The 13828-nt window shown below is 70.3% G+C and carries 13 protein-coding genes; 6 read left to right on the forward strand and 7 right to left on the reverse strand.

Going from position 1 to position 13828, the window contains the following annotated elements:
• Positions 1 to 45: 45 nt before the first annotated feature.
• Together RBJ65_RS04025 and RBJ65_RS04030 are read right to left on the reverse strand one after the other, a co-directional pair.
• Positions 46 to 1443 (reverse strand): aspartate ammonia-lyase, encoded by a 1398-nt coding sequence (locus RBJ65_RS04025; RefSeq protein WP_306317826.1) that lies wholly within the window; start codon positions 1441 to 1443, stop codon positions 46 to 48.
• A gap of 69 nt (positions 1444 to 1512) precedes the next feature.
• Complete coding sequence (locus RBJ65_RS04030) at positions 1513 to 3192, reverse strand: fumarate hydratase (protein ID WP_306317827.1); 1680 nt, start codon at positions 3190 to 3192, stop codon at positions 1513 to 1515.
• A gap of 164 nt (positions 3193 to 3356) precedes the next feature.
• Here RBJ65_RS04030 and RBJ65_RS04035 point away from each other — a divergent pair, with 164 nt between their 5' ends.
• Together RBJ65_RS04035 and RBJ65_RS04040 are read left to right on the forward strand one after the other, a co-directional pair.
• Entirely contained in the window at positions 3357 to 4049 is a 693-nt protein-coding gene (locus RBJ65_RS04035; RefSeq protein ID WP_306317828.1) for a DUF1707 domain-containing protein, read from the forward strand.
• A gap of 123 nt (positions 4050 to 4172) precedes the next feature.
• Positions 4173 to 4544: a WhiB family transcriptional regulator gene (locus tag RBJ65_RS04040; RefSeq protein ID WP_306317829.1), complete on the forward strand. Its 372-nt coding sequence runs from the start codon at positions 4173 to 4175 to the stop codon at positions 4542 to 4544.
• Between the two features lie 230 nt (positions 4545 to 4774).
• On the opposite strand, the gene glpX is transcribed toward RBJ65_RS04040, so the two are convergent.
• On the reverse strand, positions 4775 to 5809 hold the full coding sequence (gene glpX / locus RBJ65_RS04045) for a class II fructose-bisphosphatase (protein WP_306317830.1): 1035 nt from the start codon (positions 5807 to 5809) through the stop codon (positions 4775 to 4777).
• A gap of 214 nt (positions 5810 to 6023) precedes the next feature.
• Here glpX and RBJ65_RS04050 point away from each other — a divergent pair, with 214 nt between their 5' ends.
• The gene (locus RBJ65_RS04050) at positions 6024 to 6557 is read left to right on the forward strand and encodes a DUF4245 domain-containing protein (RefSeq protein ID WP_372341219.1); all 534 of its coding nucleotides are present in this window, start codon (positions 6024 to 6026) and stop codon (positions 6555 to 6557) included.
• A gap of 68 nt (positions 6558 to 6625) precedes the next feature.
• Here RBJ65_RS04050 and RBJ65_RS04055 read toward each other — a convergent pair whose 3' ends face one another.
• The 3 genes from RBJ65_RS04055 to xseA form a co-directional block, all read right to left on the reverse strand.
• On the reverse strand, positions 6626 to 7216 hold the full coding sequence (locus RBJ65_RS04055) for a malonic semialdehyde reductase (RefSeq protein WP_306317832.1): 591 nt from the start codon (positions 7214 to 7216) through the stop codon (positions 6626 to 6628).
• A gap of 180 nt (positions 7217 to 7396) precedes the next feature.
• Positions 7397 to 7660 (reverse strand): exodeoxyribonuclease VII small subunit, encoded by a 264-nt coding sequence (locus tag RBJ65_RS04060; RefSeq protein WP_306317833.1) that lies wholly within the window; start codon positions 7658 to 7660, stop codon positions 7397 to 7399.
• On the reverse strand, positions 7657 to 8895 hold the full coding sequence (gene xseA, locus RBJ65_RS04065; protein WP_306317834.1) for an exodeoxyribonuclease VII large subunit: 1239 nt from the start codon (positions 8893 to 8895) through the stop codon (positions 7657 to 7659). Before xseA ends, RBJ65_RS04060 begins: the two co-directional genes overlap by 4 nt.
• A 112-nt stretch (positions 8896 to 9007) precedes the next feature.
• Here xseA and RBJ65_RS04070 point away from each other — a divergent pair, with 112 nt between their 5' ends.
• On the forward strand, positions 9008 to 10468 hold the full coding sequence (locus RBJ65_RS04070) for a choice-of-anchor A family protein (protein WP_306317835.1): 1461 nt from the start codon (positions 9008 to 9010) through the stop codon (positions 10466 to 10468).
• Between the two features lie 42 nt (positions 10469 to 10510).
• Here the strand turns inward: RBJ65_RS04070 and RBJ65_RS04075 are convergent, their stop codons facing one another.
• Entirely contained in the window at positions 10511 to 11917 is a 1407-nt protein-coding gene (locus RBJ65_RS04075; protein WP_306317836.1) for an APC family permease, read from the reverse strand.
• A 77-nt stretch (positions 11918 to 11994) separates the two neighbouring features.
• Between RBJ65_RS04075 and RBJ65_RS04080 the strand changes: the two genes are divergently transcribed.
• Both RBJ65_RS04080 and ppgK read left to right on the forward strand, forming a co-directional pair.
• Positions 11995 to 13038 (forward strand): 4-hydroxy-3-methylbut-2-enyl diphosphate reductase, encoded by a 1044-nt coding sequence (locus RBJ65_RS04080; protein ID WP_306317837.1) that lies wholly within the window; start codon positions 11995 to 11997, stop codon positions 13036 to 13038.
• Between the two features lie 29 nt (positions 13039 to 13067).
• A complete protein-coding gene (gene ppgK / locus RBJ65_RS04085) occupies positions 13068 to 13820 on the forward strand; it encodes a polyphosphate--glucose phosphotransferase (protein WP_306317838.1) in 753 nt (250 codons plus the stop codon).
• The last annotated feature ends 8 nt before the right edge of the window (positions 13821 to 13828 follow it).

Here is a 13828-nt window from a genome sequence, read left to right on the forward strand (position 1 = left end):
CGCCATCCGGCCACGCGCGGTCACGAGCAGCGGTCATGGTCGCGGTCACGGGCGGGTCATCCGCAGGACGTCGAGCGCCTCGTCGAGCTGCTTCTCCGTGAGGTCGCCGCGCTCCACGTAGCCGCCCTCGATGACGACCTCGCGGATCGTCTTGCGCTCGGCGAGGGACTTCTTGGCGACCTTCGCGGCCTCCTCGTAGCCGATGTACTTGTTGAGCGGTGTGACGACGGACGGGGACGACTCGGCGTACTCGCGGGCCCGTTCGCGGTTGGCGGTGATGCCGTCGACGGTGCGGTCGGCGAGCAGCCGGGAGACGTTGGCGAGCAGCCGGATCGACTCCAGGACGTTCTTGGCGATGACCGGAAGCATCACGTTCAGCTCGAAGTTGCCCGCGGCGCCGGCCGCCGCCACCGTCGCGTCGTTGCCGGTGACCTGGGCCGCGACCATCAGCGTCGCCTCGGGGATGACCGGGTTCACCTTGCCCGGCATGATCGACGAACCGGGTTGCAGATCCGGGAGGTTGATCTCCGCGAGTCCGGTACGCGGTCCTGAGGCGGCCCACCGCAGATCGTTGGCGATCTTCGTCAGGCCCACGGCGATGGTCCGCAGCTGGCCGCTCGTCTCCACGATCCCGTCGCGCGCGCCCTGCGCCTCGAAGTGGTCGCGGGCCTCGGTCAGCGGCAGCCCCGTCGCGCGCGCGACCTCGGCGATCACGGCGGCGGAGAAGCCGGGCGGGGTGTTGATGCCCGTGCCGACCGCGGTGCCGCCCAGGGGGAGTTCGGCGAGGCGGGGGAGCGATGCCGTGAGCCGCTCGACGCCGTAGCGGACCTGCGCCGCGTAGCCGCCGAACTCCTGGCCGAGAGTCACCGGTGTCGCGTCCATGAGATGCGTACGCCCCGACTTCACGACATCGGAGAACTCGGCCGACTTCCGCTCCAGGGACGCCGCCAGGTGCTCAAGAGCGGGGATCAGGTCGTGGGTGACGGCGGCGGTGGCCGCGATGTGGATGGACGAGGGGAAGACGTCGTTCGACGACTGCGAGGCGTTGACGTGGTCGTTCGGGTGCACGTCACGGCCCAGGCGCTCGGTGGCGAGGGTGGCGATGACCTCGTTGGCGTTCATGTTCGACGATGTGCCGGAACCCGTCTGGAACACGTCGATCGGGAACTCGGCGTCCCAGCGCCCCTCGGCGACCTCGGAGGCCGCCGCCGCGACGGCCTCGGCGATGTCCTTGTCGACCACTCCCAGCTCCGCGTTCACCGTGGCCGCCGCGCCCTTGATGCGGGCCAGCGCCTCGATGTGGGCGCGCTCGATGCGCTGCCCGGAGATGGGGAAGTTCTGCACGGCGCGCTGGGTCTGGGCCCGCCACTTCGCGGCGGCGGGGACCCGGACCTCGCCCATGGAGTCGTGCTCGATGCGGTATTCGCCGGCGTTGTCGCTCATACCCTTTACAGCGCGCACGACGGTGGGGTTGTTCCGGAAAGCCGGCACAACCCCACGAAAGAGTGCTGGTTACGCCAGGCCGGGGCCGCGCACCGGGATGCTCGTGAAGGTCGGCTCGGGCGCCGGGGCCTGGAAGAAGTCGTTGCCCTTGTCGTCGACGACGATGAACGCCGGGAAGTCCTCGACCTCGATCTTCCAGACGGCCTCCATGCCGAGCTCCTCGTACTCGACGACCTCGACCTTCTTGATGCAGTCCTGCGCGAGCCGCGCGGCCGGGCCGCCGATGGAGCCGAGGTAGAAGCCGCCGTGCGTGTCACAGGCGTCCGTGACCTGCTTCGAGCGGTTGCCCTTGGCGAGCATCACCTTGGAGCCGCCCGCGGCCTGGAACTGCTCTACGTAGGAGTCCATACGCCCGGCGGTGGTCGGGCCGAAGGAACCGGAGGCGTAGCCCTCGGGGGTCTTCGCGGGGCCCGCGTAGTAGACGGGGTGGTCCTTCAGGTACTGCGGCATCTCCTCGCCCGCGTCCAGGCGCTCCTTGATCTTGGCGTGCGCGATGTCGCGCGCCACGACGAGCGGTCCTGTGAGGGAGAGGCGGGTCTTCACCGGGTGCTTGGCGAGCTCGGCGAGGATCGCGTCCATCGGCTGGTTGAGGTCGACCTTGACGACGTCGCTGTCCTGCTCCCCTTCGTTGAGGGCCTCGTCGGTGGTCTCCGGCAGGAAGCGCGCCGGGTCCGTCTCCAGCTGCTCCAGGAAGACGCCCTCGGCGGTGATCTTCGCGACGGCCTGGCGGTCCGCCGAGCAGGACACGGCGATGGCCACCGGGCAGGAGGCGCCGTGCCGCGGCAGGCGCACCACGCGCACGTCGTGGCAGAAGTACTTGCCGCCGAACTGCGCGCCGATGCCGATCTTCTGCGTCAGCTCGAAGACCTTCTGCTCCAGCTCCTCGTCCCGGAAGCCGTGCCCGAGCGCGGAGCCCTCGGAGGGCACGTTGTCCAGGTAGTGCGCGGAGGCGTACTTGGCGGTCTTCAGGGCGTACTCGGCGGAGGTGCCGCCGACGACGATCGCGAGGTGGTACGGCGGGCAGGCCGCGGTACCCAGCGAGCGGATCTTCTCCTCCAGGAACTTCATCATGGAGCCCTCGTTGAGGACCGCCTTCGTCTCCTGGTACAGGAACGACTTGTTGGCCGAGCCGCCGCCCTTGGCCATGAAGAGGAACTTGTAGGCGCCGCCGTCCGTCGCGTACAGCTCGATCTGCGCGGGGAGGTTGGAGCCGGTGTTCTTCTCCTCCCACATGTTCAGCGGGGCCATCTGCGAGTACCGCAGGTTGAGGTTCTGGTAGGCGTCGTAGATGCCCTTGCTGAGCGACTTCTCGTCCTCACCTTCGGTGAGGACGTTCTGCCCGCGCTTGCCCATCACGATGGCGGTGCCGGTGTCCTGGCACATGGGGAGCACGCCCGCCGCCGCGATGTTGGCGTTCTTCAGGAGGTCGAGCGCCACGAACTTGTCGTTGTTCGACGCCTCGGGGTCGTCGACGATGCGGCGCAGCTGCGCGAGGTGCTCGGGGCGCAGGTAGTGCTGGATGTCGTGGATGGCCTCCTCGGCGAGCTTGCGCAGCGCCTCGGGCTCGACCTTCAGGAACGTACGGCCGTCGGGCCCCTCGGCGGTGGAAACGCCCTCGGAGGTCACCAACCGGTAGTTGGTGGTGTCCTCACCCTGGGGGAGCAGATCGGTGTACGCGAACTCCGGCATCTCGCCTTTTCCTCACTCGACAGACAGCAGCTGGCATCCGTTGGCAGCGCCAACCAGCGTAGAACCTGGCCGGACCGCCGAGCCTGTGAGGTAAGGCTCAGTTGGCCGGGGGAGACGGCGCGAAGGGGGTGTCGCGATCTATCGCGTTTCGGTACGCTGCTGTCGTGGACCTTCAAAAGCGCCCCTCGCAGCCCGCGCCCAGCGCCCCCGTGGCGGAGCCGACCGACCTGCGCGCGTCCGACGCGGACCGCGACCGGATCGCGGACATCCTGCGCGAGGCACTCGCGGAGGGCCGGCTCGACACGGAGGAGCACGCCGAGCGGGTCGACGGGGTGTACCGCGCCAAGACGGTCGGCGAACTGGAGCCGCTGGTAAGGGACTTGCCGGGCGCGCACGCGCGGCGCGGGCCCGCGCCCGAGCCCGCGCCGGGCCCCGCGCCGAACCAGCCGACGCCAGGCACCATCCCTCCGGTGCCCGACGAGAACCTGGTGGCGGTCCTCAGCTCCACGACACGCAGGGGCCGTTGGCGGATCGGCCGCCGCACGCACGCGTACGCGATCTTCGGCAACGTCGAGATCGACCTCAGCGAGGCGATATTCGAGTACCCGCAGGTCTACATCAAGGCGGTCTCCGTGTTCGGCAACGTGGAGGTCCGCGTCCCCGAGAACATCTCGCTGCGCGGCAGCGGCGCGGGCGTCCTCGGCAACTTCGAGGTGGACACGCTGGACGCGCGCGAACCCGAGGCGCCCGTCGTGTACGTCGACGGGGTGGCGGTCCTCGGGAACATCGAGGCGAAGCCGAAGCGCGGCAAGCTCGTCCAGAACCTGGAGAAGCACCTGCGCAAGCACTTCGGCTGACGGCCGCGCACGGCGGCTGGGCGGCATCGGAACTCAGTGCATAGGCGTCGACACAGCGGGTAGAGCTTGCTGCATCGTCGCCCGCTCGCGAAAGCCGTCGTTAGCCGTCGTCAGGAGTAGACCGTGCTGCACCCGCCGCATCAGTCCCTGCAGGTCACCGCCGTACCGCAGCAGCGCGAGCCAGTCGAGCCAGTCAGGGGCAGGGATCACGACGCGCCCTGGCACACGGAGGCCGTCTGCAGGCGCGACGAGGCGGGCCTCTTCTTCGCCCCTTCCAAGGAACCCACCGCCGCGCGTCTCGCCCGCGAGGAGGCGGCCAAGCGGGTCTGCGCCCGCTGTCCCGTCATGGTCGAATGCCGCGAACACGCGCTGCTCCAGCCGGAGCCGTACGGGGTGTGGGGTGGCCTCACCGCGGCGGAGCGCCGCGTGGTCCTGGCGAGGCGGCGCCGCCGCGAGGTCGAGTTGAAGAAGACGCCGCGCACGGTTGCGGTCTAAAAGGCCGGGGCGCTGCCCCGGACCCCGCTGCTCAATCGCCGCAGGGGCTTGAAAACTCAAGCCCCTGCGGCGATCGACCTTCAAGCCCCGCCGGCGGTCGACTTTCCAGCCCCGCCGGCGTTTGAGGCGCGGGGTCCGGGGCGGAGCCCCGATCTTTTCAAGCCCCTGCGGCGCTTGAGCAGCGGGGGTCGGGGCAGCGCCCCGAGGCGTCAACCCCGGGGTCCCGCAAGCTACTTGGCCCGGTCGAAGTCGATCGCGCTGTAGGCGCGCAGCTTGCTCAACCGATGCGTCGAGTCGATCTGCCGAATCGTCCCGGACTTCGACCGCATCACCAGCGACGACGTATGCGCCCGCTCCGCGTCGTACCGCACCCCCCGCAGCAACTCCCCATCGGTGATCCCGGTGGCGACGAAGAAGATGTTCTCGCCGGACACCAGGTCGTCCGTGGACAGCACCCGGTCCAGGTCGTGCCCCGCGTCGATGGCCCGCTGCCGCTCCTCGTCGTCCTTGGGCCACAACTTGCCCTGGATGACGCCGCCGAGGCACTTGATCGCGCAGGCGGAGATGATGCCCTCGGGGGTGCCGCCGATGCCGAGCAGCATGTCGACGCCGGAGCCCTCGCGCACGGCCATGATCGAACCGGCGACGTCGCCGTCCGAGATCAGCTTGATGCGCGCGCCGGTCTCCCGGACCTCCTTGATGATCCCCTCGTGGCGCGGCCGGTCGAGGATGACGACGGTGACGTCCTCGGGCGCGGCCTTCTTCGCCTTGGCGACGCGGCGGATGTTCACCGACACCGGGGCGTTGATGTCGACGTAGTCGGCGGCCTCGGGACCGGTGACCAGCTTGTCCATGTAGAAGACCGCGGACGGGTCGAACATGGTGCCGCGGTCGGCGGCGGCGAGCACCGCGATCGCGTTCGGCATGCCCTTGGCGCACAGCGTCGTGCCGTCGATCGGGTCGACGGCGATGTCGCACTCGGCGCCGGTGCCGTCGCCGATGCGCTCCCCGTTGAAGAGCATCGGGGCCTCGTCCTTCTCGCCCTCACCGATGACGACCACGCCGTTCATGGAGACGGTGGAGACGAGCGTGCGCATGGCGCGCACGGCCGCGCCGTCCGCGCCGTTCTTGTCGCCGCGGCCCACCCAGCGTCCGGCGGCCATGGCCGCGGCTTCGGTGACCCGGACGAGTTCCAGGGCGAGGTTGCGGTCGGGGGCCTCGGAGGGGACCTCGAGTTCGGACGGAAGCTGGTGATGCTCGGTCATCGAGACGCACCTTTCTGTTCCGGGTTTCACCGGGGTTGTTCGGCTTTCACCGGGATACGACGACGGCCGGATGAGGGTGGTATGGGGACGACTCTATCGTCAGTCCGACAATCTGAGCAGACCGCCCCACGGATGAGCGGGCCCGCTCGGGCCGGACCGCGCAATTTCGGACCTCCCGGCAGAGATCATCGGGCGACCTGCGACGATGGGGCGCGTGGCAGCAAGAAACGGTAAGAAAACGGTCGGCAGCCTGGTCCTCTCGCTCGGCGTCTGTGTCGTCGCGGCCGGCGTGATCTACCTCTTCGTCCCGCACGACGACTCCGGCGAACCGCAGGTCAAGCGGGTCAACTACAAGGTCGAGCTGTCGACGGCCCGGCGCGCGGCCTCGTACCCGGTGGCGGCGCCCACGGGTCTCTCGGACGCCTGGAAGGCGACCTCCGTGCGCTACCAGGGCACGTCGGGCGACGCCTGGCACCTCGGCTTCCTCGACCCGGACAACCAGTACGTCGCCGTCGAGCAGTCGGCGGGCGGGGCCAAGAGGTTCATCGACGACGCGACCCAGGGCGCCGAGGCGACGGGGCGTACGCAGAAGATCGGCGACGAGACCTGGGAGCGCTACAAGGGCGAGAAGTACGACGCCCTGGTGCTGAAGCAGAAGGGCTCCACGACCCTGGTGACCGGCACGGCCGGCTTCGACCAGCTGGCGAAGATGGCCGGGTCCCTGGAGATGAAGCGCGAGAAGGTGTAGGCGTTCCTCATACGTACAAGGAAGGGCCCCGGGCTGAAGCCCGGGGCCCTTCCTTGTACGTATGAGGCTCAGATGGTCGTGATGACCTGCTCCTGCTCCAGGCGCGGGGAGCGCGGGAACCAGGCGTCCTCGCCCGGCTTGCCGATGTTGATGACCATCAGCGGGGTGTGGTCGTCGTCCAGGAACTCCTTCTGGACGCCGGCGAAGTCGAGGCCGGTCATCGGGCCCGCGGCGAGGCCCGCGGCGCGGATGCCGATGATGAAGTAGGCGGCCTGCAGCGTCGCGTTCAGCGTGCCGGCCTGTTCGCGGACCGGGCGCTCCGAGAAGAACATGTCCTTGATCGCCGGGGCGTGCGGGAAGAGCTGCGGCAGCTCCTCGTGGAACTCGTGGTCCGCGGAGAGGATCGCGACCAGCGGGGCGGCGGCGGTCTTCGGCTGGTTGCCCTCGGCCATGTGCTTGACGAGGCGCTCGCGGGCCTCGGGGGAGCGGACCAGGGTGATGCGCAGCGGCGACTGGTTGAAGGCGGTCGGGCCGTACTTGACCAGGTCGTAGATCGCCGCGACCTGCTCGTCGGTCACCGGCTCCGACGAGAACGTGTTCGCGGTGCGGGCCTCGCGGAACAGCAGGTCCTGGGCGGCGGGGTCAAGTACGAGAGACATGGATCAACCTTCTCGGTGCGACGGTGACGGGTCACGGCTGTGGCGATCCGTTCCGACCGGATCGGCCCACATGAGAGACCGTACGCCCGTGAGGTTCAATCTTCAACCAAACCCTTCGTGACGCTGTTCACAAGGCGCCGCCCCCAGCACCCCGGGTCACTCCCCGGGGCACTCCGCGGGTCACTCGCCCTCGCCCTCGCCCTCGCCCTCGCCCTCGCTCCCGACGGTCTCCTCCTCGCCCTCCTCGGCGAGCGCCGCGTCGAGGCGGGCGCGCGCCCCGTCCAGCCAGCGGCGGCACACCTTCGCCAGCTCCTCGCCGCGCTCCCACAGCGCGAGCGACTCCTCCAGGGACGTGCCGCCGGCCTCCAACCGCCGTACGACATCGATCAGTTCGTCCCGCGCCTGCTCGTAGCCGAGCGCCTCGTCGGCCGCCTTGGTCGTCATGCCTCAGTCCGTCCTTCCGCTTCTCGTACTTCTGTTACTCGTACGGTGAATTCGCCCTCGGCGACGCGCGCCCGCAGCTCGTCGTCCGCCGCCACCTCGTCCGGTCCGCGCACCACGTGCCCGTCCGGCTTCTGCAGCACCGCGTAGCCCCGCTTGAGGGTGGCCGCGGGGGAGAGCGCGACCACGCGCGCGTGGGTGTGCGTCAGCTCCGACTCGGCGCGGTCGAGGAGGTGGCCGAGGGTGCGGCGGGAGCGCTCGGTCAGCGCCGCGATCTGTTCCTCGCGCTCGTCGACCATGCGGTGCGGGTCCTCTATCGAGGGGCGGGCGAGGGCGGCGGCCAGGCCCCGCTCCTCCCGCTCGATCAGCGCCTCCACGCTGCGCCGCGCCCGGTCCCGCAGCCAGCGCACCCGCTCGTACTCCTCGCCGACGTCCGGCACGACCTTCTTGGCGGCGTCCGTCGGCGTCGAGGCCCGCAGGTCGGCCACGTAGTCGAGCAGGGGGTTGTCCGGCTCGTGGCCGATCGCGGAGACGACCGGAGTGCGGCACGAGGAGACCGCCCGCACCAGCTGTTCGTCGGAGAACGGCAGCAGGTCCTCCACGCTGCCGCCGCCGCGCGCCACGATGATCACGTCGACGTCGCCGATCGCGTCCAATTCCTTGACCGCCTGGACGACTTGCGGCACCGCGTGCACGCCCTGCACCGGTACGTTGCGCACCTCGAAGCGGACGGCCGGCCAGCGGTGCCGCGCGTTCTCCAGCACGTCCCGCTCGGCCGCCGAAGCCCGGCCGCAGACCAGGCCGATGAGCTGCGGCAGGAACGGCAGGGGCTTCTTGCGGTCGGCCGCGAAGAGGCCCTCCGCGCCCAGCGTCTTCTTCAACTGTTCGAGGCGCGCGAGCAGTTCACCGACGCCGACCGGGCGGATCTCGGCGGCGCGCAGCGACAGCTGACCGCGCGGCGCGTACCACTCCGGCTTCGCGTGCACGACGACGCGGGCGCCCTCGCGGACCACGTCCGCCACCGCGTCGAACACCTGCCGGTAGCAGGTCACCGACACCGAGATGTCGTGCGAGGGGTCGCGCAGCGTCAGGAACACGACGCCCGCGCCCGGTCTGCGGGACAGCTGCGTGATCTGCCCCTCGACCCACACGGCGCCGAGCCGGTCGATCCATCCCCCGATGAGCCGCGACACCTGGCCGACGGGCAGCGGGGCGTCCGCGGACGTGTTGACAGCCATGCCGTGAGCGTAGCCGCCGGCACCGACAACGCAGGTGGCGGCGGGCCTCCGTCCGGTGGCCTCGCGGGCGTGGCGCCGCGTCCGCCCCGGGGCGCGCTTCTAGCGTCCAGGTATGAATAAAACGACAAAAGCCTCAAAGGTGTTGCCGCTCGCGGGGTGCGTCGTGTGCGCCGCGGCGGTCGGGGCGCTCGCCGGTACGCCGACCGGCGCCGCCGCACCCGCCCGCGACACGGTGTCCATCGGCAACCCCGTGGCGGGCAACAACGGATTCGGCGTCGTCACGGAGGGCGATGCCGTCCTCGGCAGCACCGAGTCGGAGGGCCCCGTCGCCATCGGCGGCGACCTCACCTACGGCGCCGGCTACAACGTCGCCCTCAACCACACCGGTTCGTACGTGGCCCCCGGGGACAGCAACCCCACCGCCCTCCTCGTGGGCGGCGGAATCGACTACCAGGACAGTGCGCCGGACGGCGTCCTGAAGGTCCTGCGCGACGGCTACGTCAAGATCGGCGACCTCAGCGACAGCCGCGTCCTGAACCAGGACAGCAACGGCGCCAACGCTCACACCCACATCACGCGCGAGGGCGCCGCCTACGACTCGACCTCCCGCATCGAACTCACCACCACGCAGTCCCTCTCCTCGGTGGGGCAGAAGCCCATGGACTTCGCCTCGCTGTTCACGACCTACAGGGATCGCGCGCAGGCCATGACGGGCTGCGCGAGCAACGTAGATCTGCGCGACGGCAACGACACCGTCCTGAAGGACCCCTCGCAGATCCCCTCCGGGGGACAGGCCCGGGTCCGGCTCACCCAGGGCGAGACCAACGTGCTGCACCTGACCGGCGAGCAGCTCAACAACATCGGCCAGCTCACCTTCGACAACCAGCCGAGCGCCGACACCCCGTTCCTCGTCGTCGTGGACACCACCGGCACCGACTCGACGTTCACCTGGCACACCCCGACCCTCGCGGGCGTCTCCGGGGCGCAGGCCCCGTACATGATGTGGAGCTTCCCCGACGCGACGGACATCACGGTGGCCGACGGCGACACGATCGAAGGCACCGTCTTCGCGCCCAACGCGAAGCTCACCGACCTCGATCCGTCGAACATGGAGGGCGACGTGATCGCGAAGGAGCTGGTCGCGGGGCCGCTCGACCCGGTCACCAAGACGGCCGTCAACGCCGGGGAGATCCACTACTTCCCGTTCGACGCGGAGCTGTCGTGCGAGGACAAGAACCCGGCGGGGGGCAGCGTGAGCCCCAGGCCGACGCCCTCCGACACCCCGTCGCCGTCGGACAGCCCGTCCCCGTCCGACAGCGCGTCACCCTCCCCCTCGGACAGCGACAGCGACAGCCCCACCCCGTCCCCGTCCGGCACCCCGTCGACCACGGCCCCGACCACCCCGGCCCCCGAACCCTCCACCCCGGCGCCCACCTCCACAGGCCCCGGCCTCGCCCACACCGGCTCCGACCGGCGCCAGGCGGCCGTGCTCGGCGGCATCGCGGTGGCCCTGGTCGCGGGCGGCGCCGGAGCCGTCCTCCTCGGCCGCAAGCGCGGACGCGGGCGCCATTGACCCGCGTACGACAGCTGACCGGCGTACGACACCGGTGAGAGGTCAGTCGGCCGTGCCGCCGCCCGTCGGCGGCACGACCGGCTCCCGGTCCCGGTGCTGGTCCCCGCCCCGCTGCGCCGCCAGCACCACGAGCCCGATGACCAGCCAGATCGCGCCCACCACCTGCGCCGTGCTCGACGCCTCGACGATGACGGCGACCGTGATCGCCGCGCCGATCACCGGGACGACCACGTGCCGCCACCAGTTCACTTCCCCGCCCTGGCGGCGTACCGCGAAATACCCGACCACGCTCGCGTGCAGCAGCGTGAAGGCCGTCAGGGCGCCGATGTCGACGACCGAGACGAGGTGGTCCATGCCGTCGTCCCGGCTGGCCGCCCACACCGCCGCGACGAGCGTGATCACCGCGGCCAGCAGCAGCGCGACGCGCGGCACCCCGGAGTACGTCCGCGCCAGGGCCTTCGGGAGGCGTCGGTCGCGGGCCATCGCGAACAGCAGCCGTCCGGCCGCCGCCTGCCCGGCGAGCGCCGCGAAGGCCGCGCCGATCGCCTTGCTCACCGCCACCAGGTCGTGCAGCCACGTCCCCACGGACGCGTCCACGGCGTCGTAGAACGCACTGCCCTGCTTGCCGGGATCGGCGGCGAGCTGCGCCGACGTGGTCGGTTCGAGCAGCGCCACCAAGTAGGTCTGCACGACGAACAGCACACCCGTAAAGGCAAGGCAGAACAGCACCGCCCGCGCGACCTTCGCCGAGCCCCCGGTGACCTCCTCCGCGAACGAGGCGATCGCGTCGAAGCCCAGGTACGAGAGCACCGCCACGGACACCGCCCCGATCACAGCCGACAGCGCGAACGCGCCCTGCGTGCCGTCGCCGGTCAGCGGCGAAAGCCAGTCGCGCTGCGCGCCGTCCCTGGCCAGCACCACGATCGCCGCGACGACGAAGACCAGCAGGACCACGATCTCCAGGGCGAGCACCGCGAAGCCGACCCGCGCCGCGGTCCGCACGCCCCACAGGTTGAGCAGCGTCGTGACCACCACCGCGATCGCCGTCCACACCCACTGGGAGACCGAGGGGACGAGCGAGTTCATCGCGATGCCGGCGAAGAGATACGCGACCGCCGGGATCAGCACGTAGTCGAGCATCGCCATCCAGCCCGCGATGAACCCGGGCCCCTTGCCGAGACCCGCGCGCGCGTAGGCGAAGACGGAGCCCGCCTGTGGGGCCACCTGCACCATCTGTGCGTAGCTGAACGCGGTGAACGCCATCGCGATCGTCGCGACTACGTAGACGAGGGCGACGGCACCGTGCGATTTCGCGTCCAGGGTGCCGAAGACGCCGACGGGCGCCATGGGGGCGATGAAGAGCAGCCCGTAGACGACGAGGTCCCGGAAACCGAGACTGCGTCGCAGGGATGCCTCTTCATGCGTGACGTGGGGGGTGTCGGCGGACATCGTGCCTCCGTAGATCGCGCGCAGGCATCCAGTCTCTCCACCGGGACGATCTTTAGCCCACCGGGTACGCCCTTACGATGGGGAGCATGACTGCAACGCCTGGCTCCCGCCGCGTCCTGCTCGCCGCCCCCCGGGGCTATTGCGCCGGTGTGGACCGTGCCGTGATCGCCGTCGAGAAGGCCCTCGAACAGTACGGGGCCCCCATCTACGTCCGCCACGAGATCGTGCACAACAAGTACGTCGTGGAGACCCTGGAGCGGAAGGGCGCCATCTTCGTCGAGCAGACGGAGGAGGTGCCCGAGGGCTCCATCGTGATGTTCTCGGCGCACGGTGTCGCACCGACCGTCCACGAGGAGGCCGAGCGCGGCAAGCTCGCCACCATCGACGCCACCTGCCCCCTGGTGACCAAGGTCCACAAGGAGGCGGTCCGCTACGCCAAGGACGACTTCGACATCCTCCTGATCGGGCACGAGGGCCACGAGGAGGTCATCGGCACCTCCGGTGAGGCCCCCGAGCACATCACCCTCGTCGACGGCCCCGAGGACGTCGCCAAGGTCGAGGTCCGCGACCCGGAGAAGGTCGTCTGGCTCTCCCAGACCACGCTCTCCGTCGACGAGACGATGGAGACCGTCGACGCCCTCAAGACCAAGTTCCCCGGCCTCGTCTCGCCGCCCAGCGACGACATCTGCTACGCGACCCAGAACCGCCAGCTCGCCGTGAAGCAGATGGGCGCCGAGTCCGAGCTCGTCATCGTCGTCGGCTCCCGCAACTCCTCGAACTCCAAGCGGCTCGTCGAGGTCGCGAAGCTCGCCGGCGCGCGTGAGGCGTACCTCGTGGACTACGCGTCCGAGATCGACGAGTCCTGGCTGGAGGGCGTCACGACCGTCGGCGTCACGTCCGGCGCCTCCGTCCCCGACGTGCTCGTCGAGGAGGTCCTCGAGTACCTGAAGCAGCGCGAGTACGCGGACGTGGAGATCGTGAAGGCGGCCGAGGAGTCGATCACGTTCTCGCTGCCCAAGGAGCTCCGCCGCGACCTGCGCGCGGAGGCCGCGTCGCTGGTGGGCGAGGCGGGCGCGGCGGGCACGGCGGGCGAAGCCGGGGGATCCGCTTCCAAGGAGTGACTGTCGGTCCCACGTCGTAACGTGGAGTCATGCAGATCTTCGGCGTGGACATCGGCGGATCCGGGATCAAGGGCGCTCCGGTCGACCTGGAGCGCGGCGATCTCGCCCAGGAGCGGCACAAGGTGCTGACCCCGCACCCGGCCACGCCCGAGGGCGTGGCCGACGGGGTCAAGCAGGTCGTCGAGCACTTCGCCGACGACGTGCGGCCCGACCGGGTCGGCATCACGTTCCCCGGCGTCGTCACGGGCGGCTCCACGATTCGTACGGCGGCCAATGTCGACAAGAGCTGGATCGACGTCGACGCGCGGGCCCTGCTGAGCGAGAAGCTCGGCGGGCTCCCGGTCACGGTCCTCAACGACGCGGACGCGGCGGGCGTCGCCGAGATGAACTTCGGCGCGGGGCGCGACCGCTTGGGCACTGTGCTGCTGCTGACCTTCGGTACGGGCATCGGCAGCGCCCTGTTCACCGACGGCGCCCTCGTGCCGAACACGGAACTGGGCCACCTGGAGCTGGACGGCCGCGACGCGGAGAAGCACGCCTCTACGAAGGCGCGCGAGGACCACGACCTCAGCTGGGAGAAGTGGGCGCACCGCGTCCAGAAGTACCTGGCGCACGTGGAGATGCTGTTCTCGCCCGACCTGTTCATCATCGGCGGCGGGATCAGCCGCAAGGCGCACAAGTTCCTGCCGCTGATCGAGGGCATCAAGGCCGAGATCGTCCCGGCCGAGCTGCAGAACAACGCGGGGATCGTGGGCGCGGCGATGGCCGCCTCGCGCGCGTAGCGGACCGC

Origin of the sequence: Streptomyces sp. KL109B (genome assembly GCF_030766935.1) — a bacterium.
Lineage (GTDB): Bacteria > Actinomycetota > Actinomycetes > Streptomycetales > Streptomycetaceae > Streptomyces.